The sequence below is a fragment of the Kribbella sp. NBC_01510 genome (assembly GCF_045040325.1).
Classification (GTDB): Bacteria; Actinomycetota; Actinomycetes; order Propionibacteriales; family Kribbellaceae; genus Kribbella.
Window position 1 is genome coordinate 8,015,574 of the sequence record NZ_CP109418.1, and the last position, 14,443, is coordinate 8,030,016.

Consider the following 14,443-nt stretch of genomic DNA (forward strand, 5'->3'; position numbering starts at 1 on the left):
GTGTCACGCAAGGGAAGCCCGCAGAAGGCTGGAGTTGAGTGGAGGGAGGGCTCATGACTGTGCAGCATCCTTTGCCCAGGGTTGTCGCGCTGGCTGCGGTTTGCCGGTGCGTCGCGTCCACGATGCGGCTGCTGGCACAACGACGCGTGCATCAGCCGCGCAAGTACGTCGGCAGATGGCTTCGATTCGCCGATGGGACACGGGGCCGGGTGTACCGGGAGACCGTGGTCGATCGGCCCACCCCGGCGGATCCGTGCGTACTGGTGGTCGCGTTTCGGCTGCGTGGTGTGCATGGCCGGGGACACGCCGTGTTCCGGTGGGTGTCCTGGTTCAACACCCCGCTGTTTGTCGGCTTCCCCGGCTTCGTGTCCAAGCTGTGGTTGGCCCATGACGACGTCGGCACCTACCGGGGACTCTACGAGTGGGACGGCGCCGAGCCGGCCGAGGCGTATGCGCGCGCACTGTGGCGGGTGCTCGAGCTCGTGAGCGTGAGAGGCTCGATCCATTACCACGTGGTGCCCGATATGCGACGCGACGAACTGCTTCGCGATCCGCACCTACAGGACCCCGTCCAACCGGCGAACCAGGGGGCATGGTGGCGCATGGTCGGCGCAAGCTGAGCGAGCCCGTCGATGTCCTCGTGGTCGGCGCAGGGCCGACCGGACTGACGACGGCTCTCCAGGCTCACGCTCACGGTGCGACCGTCCGGGTCGTGGAACGGCGCCACGAGGCCTTCCGCCCCTCGCGGGCGATGATCATGCACCCGCGGACGTTGGAGTGCCTTCGACCTCTCGGCGTGACCGGAGAGCTGCTCGACCGAGGCGACGCGTCGCCGAGCGCCGAGCTGCATCTGGGCCGAAGCCGGGTGTCTGTCCCGTTGGCCGAGTTCCTCCTGCCCGACACCGCGTTTCCGCACCTGACCCTGGTGAGGCAAATGGACGTCGAGAGTGTCCTCGCGCAGGCCCTTACGCAGCGCGGCGTCCGCATCGATCGCGGTGTGGAACTGATTGACATCGCCCCGGACACCGCCGGCGTCCGGGCCACACTCCGGTCGGCAGACGGAATCACGCGGGCATCGTGCCGATTCGTGGCTGGCTGCGACGGTCCGGGGAGCACCGTGCGTACGCTCACCGGAATCGGCTGGCGGGGCGCGGCCTACAACGAGGAGGTCGTGCTGGCTGACCTGGAGTTGGATGGCGATCTGGCCCCGGGGGTCCTGCATGTCGCCGCCGGGCGGGGCGGCCTGCTCTTCCTCTTCGCCCTCGGGGAGGGCGCGCGATGGCGACTGCTCGCGACCCGGCCGGCTCAGGGGCCTGTCGTCGAGGGAATCGGGCCGCCGGTGCCCGCCGTAGAGCTCCAGCAGTTGCTCGACGAGTCCACGCAGGACATCGCGATCGGCCACGTCCAATGGTCAGCCCGGATCCGCGTGCAGCATCGGTTGGCCGCGGCGTACCGGGATCGCCGGCTCTTCCTGGCCGGCGATGCGGCCCACACACACTCCCCCGCCGGCGCGCAGGGCATGAACCTCGGGATCCAGGACGCGGTCAACCTGGGCTGGAAGCTGGCGTACGCCGGAGGCGGTGAGCGGACCGAACTGCTCGACTCCTACGATCAGGAACGTCGGCCGGTCGCGCGGCAGGTGCTGGCCATGACGCACCTGATCTTCTTCGCCGAAGCGTCCACACATCCGCTGCCGGCCTTCGTTCGCGGGACGCTGGCGCCCTTCGCGGCTCCCGCCGTTCCGCTCTTCCTCCGCCAGCGGCGGTTGGTCGCCGAGGCCGTCCGCACGCTGTCCCAGCTCAGAGTGAGTTACCGCGGCAGTGTCTTGTCGAGACCCAGGACGTCGATGATCGATCGACACCTCCGACCCGGTGACCGGTTGCCGGACGCAACCGTGACGAGCGATGGGCGAACGGTCCGATTGCACGAACTCACTGCGTCGCCAGGCGTGCACGTTCTGCTCCAGCGCGACGCGCAACTGCTGGGTTCGGACGACTTCGGCCCCCGTGTTCAGGTGCACCACCTGAGCAGCCGGCCGGGTCAGGGCATCGTGGCCGTCCGCCCTGATGGCCACCTGGGCTACCAGTCGAGCACGACCGACCCGGGCGCCCTCCGGGCGTGGCTCGAACTCGTCGGAGCCGTCCCACCCGGCGCCTGCTGACTGTCGGTCAGACCGTCGCGATGGGGACCTTTGGCCTTGGGGTTCGGGCCGGAACGCACTGCCGGGCGGGTGCCGAAGGCGGGGATCGTCGGACGGAGATGACGTTCCCGATGTCGCCCGCGCGAGTGCGGCGGCGGAGTTCCTGGCGGTGACGGAGATGACACCTTTCCTGTTCGGCGTACCGTGGTTCTTCCAGGTGTGGGCGCGCCCCGAGTTCGCTGACGCCCAGCGCGATCCGCAGCGCCCGGCCCGCTCCTGGCGTCTCTTCGGCCGGCGGCGCGCGGCAGACCCGGCTACCGGCCGGACAGACAGCGCGGAGCCGGGCACCGAGCCTTGGCCGTACCCGCCGTTGCTCCTGCCGTTGACCGAGGACGAGCTGATCACCTTCGGACGTGAGCTCACGTCCGAGTCCGACGTCATCGCCCGCCTGCTCGCCGAGCGCTGACGCCGCGGCGCAGCGTCGTTCTGTCCACCAACACCCGCCCGGCGAAACGAGGTCAGAACGGCAGGATGCGGCCGGACGGCGTACGGAGGTCGAGAGTCTCCGGCCGGCGCGGGCGCTTCGGCCGCTGGATCATCACCTGCCTGCGCTTCATGATCGGTCCCCCCTCGGGCTAGCGACGGCCGGCTACGAACTCTCACTGCGGGCGACAGATCCGCCGTCCAGCCCAGCCAGAATCGGAGCGGGCTTGAATCCCTTGACGATGAGGTAGATACCGAACGACAACTCCCAGAAGAACTCCGGAATCGTCGCGACGCCCTGCACCGTGCCGCCACGCTCGATGACATCGAACATGACCAGGATGCCCGAGACGACGATCAGCGGACCTCCGATGAGCCCCAACATCGTCATGCCTCGTGGCACCAAACCAGACCGATACATCAGGTAGCCCAGGATTATTCCGTTCGCGACGCCGGCGCAGAAGCCTGGTCCGATCAGGAATGCCCGATCGTAAATCGCGACGAAAGCCTGGCCGAGAGCGGCGTCCGTGCCGGCCGTGCCTTCCTGCCGCATCAACAGGAACGTGAGCATGCTGACGATACCGATGGCGATGAAGGTGGCCTCGACGAGACGTGCTGCGACGTAGCCCAGAGCGAGGCTTTCGCTATATCGCCTATAGATTCCGTACGGCACCACGGCGGTGCCGATGTTGGCGATGATGACGATTAGTTCGAGGGTCGCGCCCAAGGCCACGCTCGAGGTGGGGTCGGCTCCGGCTCCGGTGATGCGGTCGGGGTGATCCCGCACCGGCGCGTAGAGGATGAAGTACGCCGGGATCGAGGCGACGAAGGTGACCACCATCAACCAACCCGTCAGGGCGGCAATCTTCCTCGCATTCACCGTGCTGCTGTAGCGATCCGTGCCCGTGTCCATTTGAAACCGCCCCCCGAGCGGACATAACTCGGCAACCCCCTCCGGTCCCCAAACGCACGATGCGACCGCTCAAGCCTCAGCATGTTCCTTCCCACTGGAACTGTCCACCACCCAGCCCTGGCTCACTTGACCAGCGGTGTTCCGCTTTGGACCGAGGAAACGACATCGAGGATCGCTTGGGTGGTGGCGGCTGCGTATTCCTCCTCCGCGATCAGCGCCTCGTGTAGTCGTCATAACAGGCTCGATTCCATCCACAGGTTGCGTCGCGCGAACTAGCCCTGGCGGTGGCGCCAGCGGGGGGCGACGATCTCCCACTCGCGTTCCCAGGCGCGCATCCGGCGTCGGTTCAGTGGTACGACGGACAGTCGCGCCAGGCCGGCGATCAGCAGCCACGAAACCATCGCCAGGCTCAATCCGACCGCGCTGCCGATCGCCGCACTGTCTCCGGCGGGCCGCGGCGGAAGAGTGATCGCACCCGAACTGTCGAGCCAGACAATCACCTCGGCGTCCTTCTTCGTCCCGAACGCAACGTTCGCCCGCCCCTCGTGGGGCCGGCCGGCCGGATCGATCCACGTCACTCGGACCGTGGTATCGACCTGTCCAGTTCCGTCGGGGGCCGACTCGGTGTCCTCCAACGTCCGTGCCTGTACCTGGGTCAGAACCGCGCGCCGATGTGCCGCGGCGTGCTCACTCGCGTTCCGTACGGCGGTGCCCGTTGCGGCAGCGATTGGAATCATCAACAGGGCGGCGAGCACGGCACCGAACACGATCGCCGACTCGATCCGATCCACTCGGCGCCGCAACGGGTTGCGCCCGTACCCGAGCCGGCGCGCCCGCATCAGCACCCACAGTTCCCCAGACCTGCTCCGGCCGATGCTCATCGCGAACTCCTCCCCTCTCTACACCATGCCTGTCCGCCGCTGCTCGTGGCAGGGCCGAAAGTCCCGCAGGCCGGGAGAACAGGCCGGACCTAGGTCTGGGCGGGTCGCGTTCCCGGTTGGTGGACGATGGCTGTCGGGCCGGTGGCGTGCTGCAGGATGCCGCGGGCGGTCCCGCCCAGCAGGAGCGCCATCATCCGCCGGTGACTGCGGCCGCCGACCACCAGCAATTGGGCGCCTGCCTCGCGGCCGGCGTCGGTCAATCCGGCGACCGGGTGGCCGCGCCTGAGCTCAGCCTCGATGCTGACGCCGGGGTACTTGTCGCGGCACCGCCGTACTGTCGCATCCAACCGGTCGCCGTAGTAGCGGCGCGCGGTTTCGGCAGTGCCCGCCGTGTCGGGCTCGTCTCCGGTGAACATCGTGGGAATGTCCCAGACGTGCACCAAGCGGACCGGAGCCCGCCGCTCCCCGGCCAGGCCGACCGCGAAGTCGACCGCTGACTCGCAGTACTCGAGCTCGTCCACCCCGACCACGATCGGCGCGTCCCGATCGCCCGGACTCCACTTCGGCGGTACGACGACCACCGCCGTCTCGGCGCCGTACGCCACGGCTTCGGCCGTGGAACCGATCAGCAGCCGGCCCAGCATGCCACGCCCGTGCCGCCCGACCACGAGCATCCGGTCGTTCCCGGTGGATTGCGCGAGGATGTGCGCCGGCGTACCGGACAGCACGACGGCCGTGTGCAGCCCATTGCTGTCACGGTGATCCAGGTACTCGCGGACGTCGGCCACCAGCCGCTTGCCCGCCTCGGTGGCACCACGTCCGTCGTGGAACAGGCCCGCCGGCGGCCGGTCGCCGACCACGTGCAGCACCCTGATCGAAGCGGCACTGAGCCCTGACTCGTACAGCGCCCAGTCGACGGCGCCGTTCGCGGACCAACTGTCGTCGATCCCGACGGCGATCGTGATCCGCTCTCTCATGACCAGTGCCTCATTGCTTGCTTCTCTACCCGCGCGCGCGTCGATGTCGTCGCCGGCGGTACGTCGGACGAACCTGGCTCCACCGTCACCCCAGCCCCCGGGCCCCATCCAGGGCCGGAGTGCCTTCCGATTCGGGACCAAAGCCACCCGGCGACTCCCGCGGATCGATACCTGCGCACGGCAGGACCCTTTGCGGGTCTTCCGGCCCTGCCGGGTTCAGCTGACCAACTGGACGCTGAAGGCAGAACAGTCGGCGGCGCGAAGAGGTGAGGACAATGCTGATCCGCGAGGTGATGACCACTCCGGCGGTGACCGTGATGACGCAGTCCTCAACCGCGACGGCCTTGTGGTTGATGCGTACGGAGCAGGTCGGCTCGATTCCCGTCGTCGACGACCGCGGCGCTCTGATCGGGATCATCGACGAGACAGGTCTCGTCCAGGACGAGGCTCTGGTCGCTGACCGCGTCCTGGCATCGGCCGGGCGCGTCGCAGGTACGACGCCATCGCGCAGGGTCGGCGACGCGATGACTCACCACGTCGTCACCGTCAGTCCTGACGACCAGATCGACGTGGCAGTCGACCTGATGCGGTCGATGATGCTGGAGCAGCTGCCGGTCGTCGAGAACGACCATGTGGTCGGGACGGTCGGCCGCGGTGACATGACCCGCCTGCTCCCTTCGCCGAGCCGCTTCTGCCAGTTCGAGGCCTCCTGCGGTACGGCGCGCGGCGTGGACGCAGTCCGCAACCACCACTGAAGACAAATCCTGTGCCGCCCGGGACCTTTGTCTCTGGGATCGCCCTCGTGGCCAGGACATCGTAGAAGTAGACGCGCCGGAGACTCATCCGCCACGACGACGCGCACGAGTTCCGCGCGACAGACGCCGGAACCGCCGGCAGAACGAGGTGATGACGATGCTGATCCGCGACCTGATGACCACACCCGCGGTCACCGTGACGGCGCAGACGCCGATCGGCCAGGCGCTCCGGCTCCTCGACGATCGGAAGATCACCGCCATGCCGGTCGTCGACACGGCCGGCATCCTGGTCGGGATCGTCAGCGAGGCCGACCTCGTCCAGGAGGAGGGCCTGCTGGACGACCGCGTCCCCAAGGCCACCGTCCGGACGACCACAGACACGCCGGCACGCCGGATCGCGGACGTGATGAGCCATCTGGTGGCCACCGTCGACGTCGATGACGAACTGGAGGTCGCGATCGATCTGATGTGGTCGACGATGGTGAAGAGCCTGCCGGTGCTGGACCACGGCCACGTCATCGGCATGATCAGCCGCAGCGACGTCATCCACCTGCTGGCGGGCCGGGACGACCGGATCCGCGCCGAGGTTCGCGAAATCATCCAGGCCGAGAACCCTGGCTGGCAGGTCGACGTCCGCGACGGAGTCGTCACGGTGACCGGTCCGGCCGACCCCCGCGACCGCAACCTCGCCGACTCCCTGGCCGGCACTGTCCGCGGCGTCATCGCCGTTCGCATCTGCTGACCTGCCGGTCCGGCGACCGCCGTCCGCGGCCGCGTCCGAGTGGTGAACGCCGCCGCCTTCGCGATCATCCCCGGCCTGACCGTCGCCGCCCGCCGCATCCGGACGGCCCGCACGGAGCAGCCCTGATCGAGACACCCACCGCGAGCACACTGTCCATGGCCGACTGTGTGAGCTTCCTCAGCGCCTGACCCGAGAGGCCTTCGGAGTAGTGACTTTCGGCCCTGCGTCCGGCGGGGCATCGGAGCTGCAATGGAAGTGGGCGAGGGAAGCCAGGCGAAAGGGTACGGAGAAACGGCTCTCAGCCGTGCACCGTACATCTCGGCCCGCTGCAGTAGCGGTGGTGGGCTTCCCTCGCTCCACAGCGCTGAGATTCGGGAGGCGGAGCGATGACCACCACGGGCCCTGACAACCTTCCCGGCGGCGATCCGGCTCCACTGCGCCGGGCAACCCGGCGGATGCGGATCGCGATCGTCGTCGCCGCGGTCACCGGCATCGCATTGATCGCCGTGCTGGCCGTCGTACTCCTCCGGGACACGGGATCGGAACCGGGCGTCGCCGCACCCCCGTCGGCCGGCGCGACCCCGACGACATCCGCCCGTACGACGCCTACGCCATCGCCGACACCGTCGAAGCCCACCACGACCGTGGGGCCCTTTGCCTACCAGGCCCTGTGGCCGTTCAGCTCGGTCGCCGGCGCGGCAGCATGGCAACGCAGCTATCGCAGTGGCGGACATCAGCCCTGGCATCTCGATCCGGAGCAGACGGCGCTGTCGTTCACGACCGGGTACCTTGGCTTCACCGAGGTCGACCGGGTGGTGTCCAGCTCGGTCAGCGGTGACGAAGCGCGGATCGGCGTCGGATACCAGGCCGAAGGCCGACTCGCCCACGCCGCGACACTGCACCTCGTCCGGATCAGTCTGGGACTGGACGCGCCATGGGAGGTCGTCGGGACCATCGACACCACCCTCACTCTGGACCACCCCCGGTACGGCGCAACCGTGACCTCGCCGTTGACTGTGGGTGGGCTGATCACCGGTGTCGACGAATCCATCCGGGTCGACGTCCGACAGCTATCGTCCACCAAGCCGATCGGTACGTACTGCTGCCTCCCCGCCGGAGGTGAACGGCAACCGTGGTCGGCCCGGGTCAGCTTCACCGGCGCGACCGGTTCGGCATTGACCGTCGTCGCCTCGACCGGCGGTCACCTGCAAGGCGTCGAGGCTTTTGCCATCACAGGCCTGCACCCCGCCCCGGCCAACTGACCGCACAGATCCTGTAACCCGGCCCTCGATCGACAGGACGGCGTCCTCAACCGCGGCGAAGTCGCGGCCAGGGCGGTCAGGGCGGCCCCGGACCAGCGTTCGAGCTAGTTGCTTGCAGCAATGATATCTGCGGTCGCAGGCCTACCACACGCGAGTACCTCGATCCGGTCGTTGTCCACAAGTCGGCACTTCTGTGGACAACCTCTTGTGAACGGAATCCCTTGAAAACAAGGGCATCCGGGTTTGAAAACTGTCCCCGGAGCTGTTTACAGTTTGTGTATGGAGATTCTCGGACAGCGACCGGTGTGGTCGATGAGCGGCAGCGACATGCTGTCCACTCTCGACGCCACCTACGCCGAGATCGCCCGCCTGGAAACCCTCGCCCTGCACCTCATCGCCGGCCTCGACACCACCGGCCACGCCCACGAACTCGGAGCCGGCACCACCGCCCGACTGCTGACCTTCCGCTACCGCATCGACCCCACCAAGGCCCGCCGCGACGTCCACCTCGCCACCACCCTGCCCAAATACCCCGCCGTCGCCGCCGCCCTCCCCGACCCCAACCCCCTGACAGACAACCCAACGACCGATACCGGCGCCAGCGACAGCGACCTGACCGACGACGACGCGAGCGACAGCGACACGAGCGACAGGAATGGGAGCGACGGCGAGCACGGCGCGGCTGCGGATGGTGCGGGTGTGGATGGTGCGGGCGGGACCTGTGCGGGGGTGGGGGTGTTGCTGCATCCGGCGCAGGCCGAGGCGATCGTGGCCGCGCTCGACAAGATCCCGACCACCGTCGCGGCCGACGACCTGCAGGTCGCCGAACAGCAACTGGTCGAACTCGGCCGCACCCACGGCCCCCTCGACCTGCGCAAAGCCGGCCGGCTCATCCGCGACCGCCTCGACACCGACGGCCCCGAACCCACCGAACAAAAAGCCTACGACCGCGAAACCCTCACCCTGAAGAACGCCGCCAACGGCGTCGCGTTCACCGGCTACCTGGCCAACGACAACGCCGAACTGTTCCGCACCCTCATCCACACCCACGCCAAACCCCACAAAACCATCGACGGCGCCCCCGACCCCCGCCCCCGCACCAAACGCCAAGCCGACGCCCTCACCACCCTCCTCACCACCACAAACCCCACAACGGGCACAGCCACCACCACCACCGCCGCCACCACACGCGCCACCGCGCCCGCAGACACCGCCACAGCCGCCCCTGCGAGCGCCTCCACGAGCGCCAGTGCGCCCACGGACACTGCCGCCACCACCGACACCGCGCGAATCCCCGACGCGATGCAGCCGCACCTGCCCACCGATCCCCGCTCACCGTCGACCACCAGCGACATCGGCGCCGGTAGGGATCGCCCGCTCGGGTTCATCCCTGGGCACGGCCCGAAGCCGCACATCACCGTCACCATCGACTACAACGACCTCAAAGCCGCCACCGCCGACAAACTCGGCCACCTCATCTACGGCGACGCCCTGTCGGCGGCCACCATCCGCCGGCTGGCCTGCGACGCCCACATCCTGCCGATCGTGCTCGGCTCGGACTCCCAGCCGTTGGATGTCGGCACCACCGTGCGGCTCGCGACCGGCCCGATCCGCAAAGCGCTGATCGCCCGCGACAAGGGTTGTGTCTGCTGCGGCGCCCCACCCATTTACTGCGACGCCCACCATGTGAAGTCGTGGATCGACGGCGGCGCCACGAAGATCACGAACCTCGTGCTGCTGTGTAAACGGTGTCACCGCGATCTGCACGCCGGGCACTGGACCATCCAGATCACCAACGGCATCGTCGAGGTCGCCCGCCCCGCCTGGGCCACCCCAAACCCCGTCCCCCGCGACAGATACCGGCCACCAACCACCACACCCAACACCACCAAACCGACACCCCGCTCATCCACGCGCGGAGCAGCCGACGCGACCACACCCGGGGTGACCACACCCGGCGCACCCGCCCGCGCCTGGCCACGCGACACCGACCCACCCTGGATCACCCCCGACGACACCGCACGCCTCAACCCCTGGGGCGACACCCCCGACCACCGTGCACCCGACACCCACGACCAGCAGAAGCACCAGAACCACCAGGGCCCGACCTCCGAACCCGGACCGCCGCGCCCACCCACCAGCACGTTCGACCCCTGGGGCGAAGACTCCGACAGCCGACCACACGACCCAAGGTGCCAGTCAACGGAGGCCCGGATTGCACAGACGTCTGGGGCGATGCGGTGATCCCGAACCGAACCGTTCACCGCCGGAGCAAACCCGAGGCGGACATCACCCCCGGTACGCCGTCAGCCCTGGCGCCAACCCGGAGCGCGGGCGTGGAGTGCGGGCGCGTCGATCGGACGTTCGATCCGTGGGGCGACCTTGCCTCCGAGTCCGATAACAGCAAACCTGGCGGCGACCACGACAAGGACGGCGACAACGATTCGGAACCCGGCCGTCGCGCTGCTGGCCCACGGCGCGAATCCACCGGGCATCGCGGCAACACCGCCGCGGCCTGAACGAGCACCACCAAGAACCACCGCTGAAACGGCCCCACTATGCCGGCGCATGTCCAGCCACAGACAGACAACCGACCCTCATCCCGCCAGTAGGGGCTACCGAGTACGACAGGTTCAGGTATTCCGAGCTGGATCGATGCGATTTGCCTCGGCCACGGCGTCAGCGACGCCGCTGCCATCATCAGCAAGCCACGCGAGATTCCGTATCCCGACGACGGACGCGGTCACCGACCACGCACAAGTACGACGGACGCGGTCACCGACCACGCACAAGTACGACGGACGCGGTCACCGACCACGCACAAGTACGACGGACGCGGTCACCGACCACGCACAAGTACGACGGACGCGGTCACCGACCACGCACAAGCGCGACGGACGCGATCACCGGCCGCAGACGAAAGCGATGCGGGTCCAGAGGAGGCGAAACAACCGGTCAGCTGCTCAGGCGGCGCTGGAGAAGGACCGAGGCCAGCGCGAGCATCCCGACGGCGAATCCGGTGAGCACGGCCAGGTTCGTCGCGATGTCCGCGACACCGCCCGCGCGCGACAGCACAGTGATCCAGGCATCCACGGCCCAAGCGTGCGGGGTCACATGACCGAGGATGCGAACCTTGTCCGGCACGATCTCCAGTGGCCACATGCAGCCGCCGAGCATGGCGAACGCGATGCCGATCACTGGCCCGATCGCCGATGCCTGGTCCGGGGTCTTGAACGCGGCGCCGCTGAGCATCCCGGCGCCGGTGCCAACCAGCGCCCACGTGACAACCAGCGCGATCGCCGCCGGCAGGTTGCCCCAGCTGACGCCGAACAGCAACGATCCGGTGCCGATGATCAGCGCCGACTGCAGCAGCGAGAACGTCAGGTAGAACAAGGATTCACCCAGCACCAGGTCACGCGCCCGGACAGGCGCCGCCAGCGCGCGGCTGTAGATGCCGAGCCGGCGGGTCTGGACGACCGTCGCGCCACCGGCCAGTGCGTTGATGAACACGAACAGCACCAGCATGGTCGGCGCGCTGTACCCGAATCCCAGTGGAAGGTAGTTGCTGCCGCTGGCCACGTTCTCGGTGCTCACCGTGATGCGTGGAGTGACCCGTTGCAAAGCAGTGGCTCTGGGCAACTGTTCGGCGACGGTGCTACCGGTCTTGCGGGCGGCGAACGCAGCTGCCTGGATCCGCTCCGCGTGCCGCGCCACCGCGGCGGAGACGGCGGATCGTACGGCACTCTGCGTCGACTCCGCGCCGCCGGCCAGCACCGGAATCACCACGTCGTGTCCCCGCAACAGTGCCGCTTCCAGACCGGTCGGGATCAGCACCACCGCGTCCAGTTCGCCGCGCCGCAACGCCGTACGCGCGGTCTGCTCGTCGGACTGGAGATGCACCGGTCCGGTGGCGCCGAGGTCGTCGACGAGGGTGCCGGCAAGCGGCTGCCCGGAGGCCTGTGCTGACACGACGCCGATCCGGAAGCCACCCGGGTTCCTCACGACTGTGCCGATGATCGCGATCACGAGAACGGGCAGCAGCACGACGAAGAACAGCGCCGTCCGGTCGCGCAGCATCCGGCGCAGCGAGGCGCTGGCCACAGCCAGAGCTGTCATGAGGCGGCCCTCCAGCGACCAACTGCCGCGGCGAGTACGCCGACCAGCGCGGCCATACCGAGAATGACAAGAACAGGCCGAACGACGCTCGTTGCGGCCGCGCCCGTGGCGAGGTCGGTGAAGCCACGCAGCGCCCAGCCGTTGGGCGTGAGCAGCGCCAGCTTGCGCAATGTCTCGGGTGCCTGGCTGATCAGGACGAAGTTCCCGCCGAGCAGCAGCAGGGTGAAGGTGATCATCATCGCGATCCCGTCGGCCTGCCGTTCGGTCCGCGAGACCGCGATCACCAGAGCGGTCAGGGCGACCAGGACCGCCGACATCGCCAGGATCAACGCCGCGGCCGGGATCGGTGGACCCCACTGGGCGCCGAACGCCAACGAGGACACCACGGCGAGGCTGGTCAGACTCGCGACGCTGTAGGCGAAGGCCGCCAGCGATTTGCCGAGCAGTACGACGCCCCGCCGGATCGGTGCGGCGCTGATCCGCTCGAGGGTGCTGTCGCGCTGCTCGGCGAAGTAGCTGTGCGCGGTGAAGCCGATCGCGAACAGGATGAACATGATGCCCATCGCCGGCGCGTAGTAGCTGGCGGTCGTCAACTGCCGGTAACCCGTCGCGCGAGCCTCGACCGATTCGGGCAACCTGAGGCCGGCCACCGCCTTTGCCAACTCCGCGGTCCGGCTCGGCGGCACTCCGGCCGCCAGCGCGGCATGCACGGACAATCGGTCGGCGTTCAGCTGTGCGACATAGGCGTCCGCGACAGCCCGGGCGACCTGTGCCTCCAGCGGGTTGTCCGGACTGCCGAGCACCGTCAAGCCGATCGGTTCGTCACCAACTGCCGACGCACTGAACCCCGGCGGGATCACCAGGCCGGCGCCGACGTCGCCGTGATCCACCAACTTGCGGGCCTGCTGCTCGTCACCGACCGGCTTCACCGTCAGGACGTCGGACAGGTCCGGCCCGCTCAGCGCCGTACGCAAGGCGACGGCGATCTGCCCGTGGTCGTTGTCCACCAGTGCGACATCGGCATGGAAGGCCTCCACCGAGGAGAAGGCGAAACTCATCAGAGCAGCCACCAGCACGGGTGCGACGAAGCCGAGGATGATGGCCGAGCGGTCCCGGAAGCGCTGGCGCAGATCCTTGGCGGCGATCACGAGGGCTGCGTTCACGATCACTCCCGCAAGGCAGTGCCGGTCAGGTGCAGGAACACTGCTTCCAGGTCGGGCTCGGCCACTTCGACCGACCGAACCGGCGTACCCAGGTGCTCCGCGGCCTCCAGTACGGCGGGCAGCAGCCGACGTCCGTCACGGGCCAGCAACTGCACCTCACCGTCCTTCACGTCCGCGCGGTCGATCCCGTCGAGGCGACGGCAGCGGTCGGCCAGCGCGCCGAGGTCACCGGTCGCCGTCAGATCGATCCGGTCGTGCTCACCGAGTTGCGCGACCAGCTCACGACGGGTGCCCTCGGCAACCAATCGGCCGTGGTCGATGATGCCGACGCGATCGCACAACCGCTCGGCTTCCTCCATGTAGTGCGTGGTGTAGAGCACCGCCATACCTGCCGCACCGAAGGCGCGCACGCTCTCCATCACGGCGTGCCGGCTTTGCGGATCCACCCCCACGGTCGGCTCGTCGAGAACCAGCAGGGTGGGCTCGTGCAGCAGACCGGCACCGATGTTCAGCCGCCGCTTCATCCCGCCCGAGAACGACTCGACCCGGTCGCGACCCCGCTCCGACAGCCCGATCAGGTCCAGCACCTCGCCGACCCGGCGATTCAGGGCCTTGCCGTGCAGCCCGTAGAGACGGCCGAAGAACCTCAGGTTCTCCCGCGCGGTCAGATCGGGGTAGAGCGCGATGTCCTGCGGCACGTAGCCGACGCACTTCTTCGCCGCGGTCGCCGTCGTGCTGACCGGCCGGCCGGCGATCAGAGTCTTGCCGGCATCCGAACGGAGCAGCCCGCACACCATCCGGATGGTCGTCGTCTTGCCGGCGCCGTTCGGCCCGAGCAGGCCATACGTCTCCCCCGCCGCCACCTCGAAGCTGACGTCGTCGACAGCGACCCGATCCCCGAACCGCTTGCCCAGATGCGACGCGACCAGCACCTGACTAGTGGCCGGGCCGGCCTGCGCGGGAACAGTCGCGACGCTGTACATAAGTCCAGCGTCTGCCCCACCCGCAGCC

13 protein-coding genes are annotated in these 14,443 nt (G+C 68.5%); 7 read left to right on the plus strand and 6 right to left on the minus strand.

The window, feature by feature from the left end:
• Positions 1–53 precede the first annotated feature (53 nt).
• From OG558_RS39200 to OG558_RS39210, 3 genes are all read left to right on the plus strand, one after another.
• Complete coding sequence (locus tag OG558_RS39200; protein WP_405067542.1) at positions 54–620, plus strand: hypothetical protein; 567 nt, start codon at positions 54–56, stop codon at positions 618–620.
• Positions 593–2,161 carry an FAD-dependent monooxygenase gene (locus OG558_RS39205; RefSeq protein ID WP_405067543.1) on the plus strand — a complete coding sequence of 523 codons (1,569 nt, stop codon included), beginning with the start codon at positions 593–595 and terminating at the stop codon, positions 2,159–2,161. The genes OG558_RS39200 and OG558_RS39205 overlap by 28 nt, the downstream gene beginning before the upstream one ends.
• A gap of 157 nt (positions 2,162–2,318) precedes the next feature.
• Positions 2,319–2,606, plus strand: a complete 288-nt coding sequence (locus OG558_RS39210; RefSeq protein WP_405067544.1) for a hypothetical protein — start codon at positions 2,319–2,321, stop codon at positions 2,604–2,606.
• 183 nt (positions 2,607–2,789) lie between these two features.
• On the opposite strand, the gene OG558_RS39215 is transcribed toward OG558_RS39210, so the two are convergent.
• The 3 genes from OG558_RS39215 to OG558_RS39225 form a co-directional block, all read right to left on the minus strand.
• Positions 2,790–3,536: a DUF4386 domain-containing protein gene (locus OG558_RS39215; RefSeq protein WP_405067545.1), complete on the minus strand. Its 747-nt coding sequence runs from the start codon at positions 3,534–3,536 to the stop codon at positions 2,790–2,792.
• A gap of 272 nt (positions 3,537–3,808) precedes the next feature.
• Positions 3,809–4,417, minus strand: a complete 609-nt coding sequence (locus OG558_RS39220; RefSeq protein WP_405067546.1) for a hypothetical protein — start codon at positions 4,415–4,417, stop codon at positions 3,809–3,811.
• Positions 4,418–4,506: 89 nt separating this feature from the next.
• Positions 4,507–5,394 (minus strand): universal stress protein, encoded by an 888-nt coding sequence (locus tag OG558_RS39225; RefSeq protein ID WP_405067548.1) that lies wholly within the window; start codon positions 5,392–5,394, stop codon positions 4,507–4,509.
• A 275-nt stretch (positions 5,395–5,669) separates the two neighbouring features.
• Between OG558_RS39225 and OG558_RS39230 the strand changes: the two genes are divergently transcribed.
• The 4 genes from OG558_RS39230 (at position 5,670) to OG558_RS39245 (ending at position 10,397) form a co-directional block, all read left to right on the plus strand.
• Positions 5,670–6,149: an HPP family protein gene (locus OG558_RS39230; protein WP_405067549.1), complete on the plus strand. Its 480-nt coding sequence runs from the start codon at positions 5,670–5,672 to the stop codon at positions 6,147–6,149.
• A 157-nt stretch (positions 6,150–6,306) separates the two neighbouring features.
• Positions 6,307–6,891, plus strand: a complete 585-nt coding sequence (locus OG558_RS39235) for a CBS domain-containing protein (RefSeq protein WP_405067550.1) — start codon at positions 6,307–6,309, stop codon at positions 6,889–6,891.
• Positions 6,892–7,277: 386 nt separating this feature from the next.
• Positions 7,278–8,153 (plus strand): hypothetical protein, encoded by an 876-nt coding sequence (locus OG558_RS39240; protein WP_405067551.1) that lies wholly within the window; start codon positions 7,278–7,280, stop codon positions 8,151–8,153.
• 279 nt (positions 8,154–8,432) lie between these two features.
• Positions 8,433–10,397, plus strand: a complete 1,965-nt coding sequence (locus tag OG558_RS39245) for a DUF222 domain-containing protein (protein WP_405067552.1) — start codon at positions 8,433–8,435, stop codon at positions 10,395–10,397.
• A gap of 711 nt (positions 10,398–11,108) precedes the next feature.
• Here the strand turns inward: OG558_RS39245 and OG558_RS39250 are convergent.
• Genes OG558_RS39250 through OG558_RS39260 form a run of 3 tightly spaced genes read right to left on the minus strand, consistent with a single transcriptional unit; the run spans position 11,109 to position 14,415 of the window.
• On the minus strand, positions 11,109–12,269 hold the full coding sequence (locus OG558_RS39250; protein ID WP_405067553.1) for an ABC transporter permease: 1,161 nt from the start codon (positions 12,267–12,269) through the stop codon (positions 11,109–11,111).
• A complete protein-coding gene (locus tag OG558_RS39255) occupies positions 12,266–13,432 on the minus strand; it encodes an ABC transporter permease (RefSeq protein ID WP_329478695.1) in 1,167 nt (388 codons plus the stop codon). The genes OG558_RS39250 and OG558_RS39255 overlap by 4 nt, the downstream gene beginning before the upstream one ends.
• A gap of 2 nt (positions 13,433–13,434) precedes the next feature.
• Complete coding sequence (locus OG558_RS39260; RefSeq protein ID WP_405067554.1) at positions 13,435–14,415, minus strand: ATP-binding cassette domain-containing protein; 981 nt, start codon at positions 14,413–14,415, stop codon at positions 13,435–13,437.
• Positions 14,416–14,443 lie beyond the last annotated feature (28 nt).

Bases quoted from the DNA above. Each gene is read 5' to 3' on its own strand.
- OG558_RS39200 (WP_405067542.1), top strand. From the start codon at position 54: ATGACTGTGCAGCATCCTTTGCCCAGGGTTGTCGCGCTGGCTGCGGTT.
- OG558_RS39205 (WP_405067543.1), top strand. From the start codon at position 593: ATGGTGGCGCATGGTCGGCGCAAGCTGAGCGAGCCCGTCGATGTCCTC.
- OG558_RS39210 (WP_405067544.1), top strand. From the start codon at position 2,319: ATGACACCTTTCCTGTTCGGCGTACCGTGGTTCTTCCAGGTGTGGGCG.
- OG558_RS39215 (WP_405067545.1), bottom strand. From the start codon at position 3,536: ATGGACACGGGCACGGATCGCTACAGCAGCACGGTGAATGCGAGGAAG.
- OG558_RS39220 (WP_405067546.1), bottom strand. From the start codon at position 4,417: ATGAGCATCGGCCGGAGCAGGTCTGGGGAACTGTGGGTGCTGATGCGG.
- OG558_RS39225 (WP_405067548.1), bottom strand. From the start codon at position 5,394: ATGAGAGAGCGGATCACGATCGCCGTCGGGATCGACGACAGTTGGTCC.
- OG558_RS39230 (WP_405067549.1), top strand. From the start codon at position 5,670: ATGCTGATCCGCGAGGTGATGACCACTCCGGCGGTGACCGTGATGACG.
- OG558_RS39235 (WP_405067550.1), top strand. From the start codon at position 6,307: ATGCTGATCCGCGACCTGATGACCACACCCGCGGTCACCGTGACGGCG.
- OG558_RS39240 (WP_405067551.1), top strand. From the start codon at position 7,278: ATGACCACCACGGGCCCTGACAACCTTCCCGGCGGCGATCCGGCTCCA.
- OG558_RS39245 (WP_405067552.1), top strand. From the start codon at position 8,433: ATGGAGATTCTCGGACAGCGACCGGTGTGGTCGATGAGCGGCAGCGAC.
- OG558_RS39250 (WP_405067553.1), bottom strand. From the start codon at position 12,269: ATGACAGCTCTGGCTGTGGCCAGCGCCTCGCTGCGCCGGATGCTGCGC.
- OG558_RS39260 (WP_405067554.1), bottom strand. From the start codon at position 14,415: ATGTACAGCGTCGCGACTGTTCCCGCGCAGGCCGGCCCGGCCACTAGT.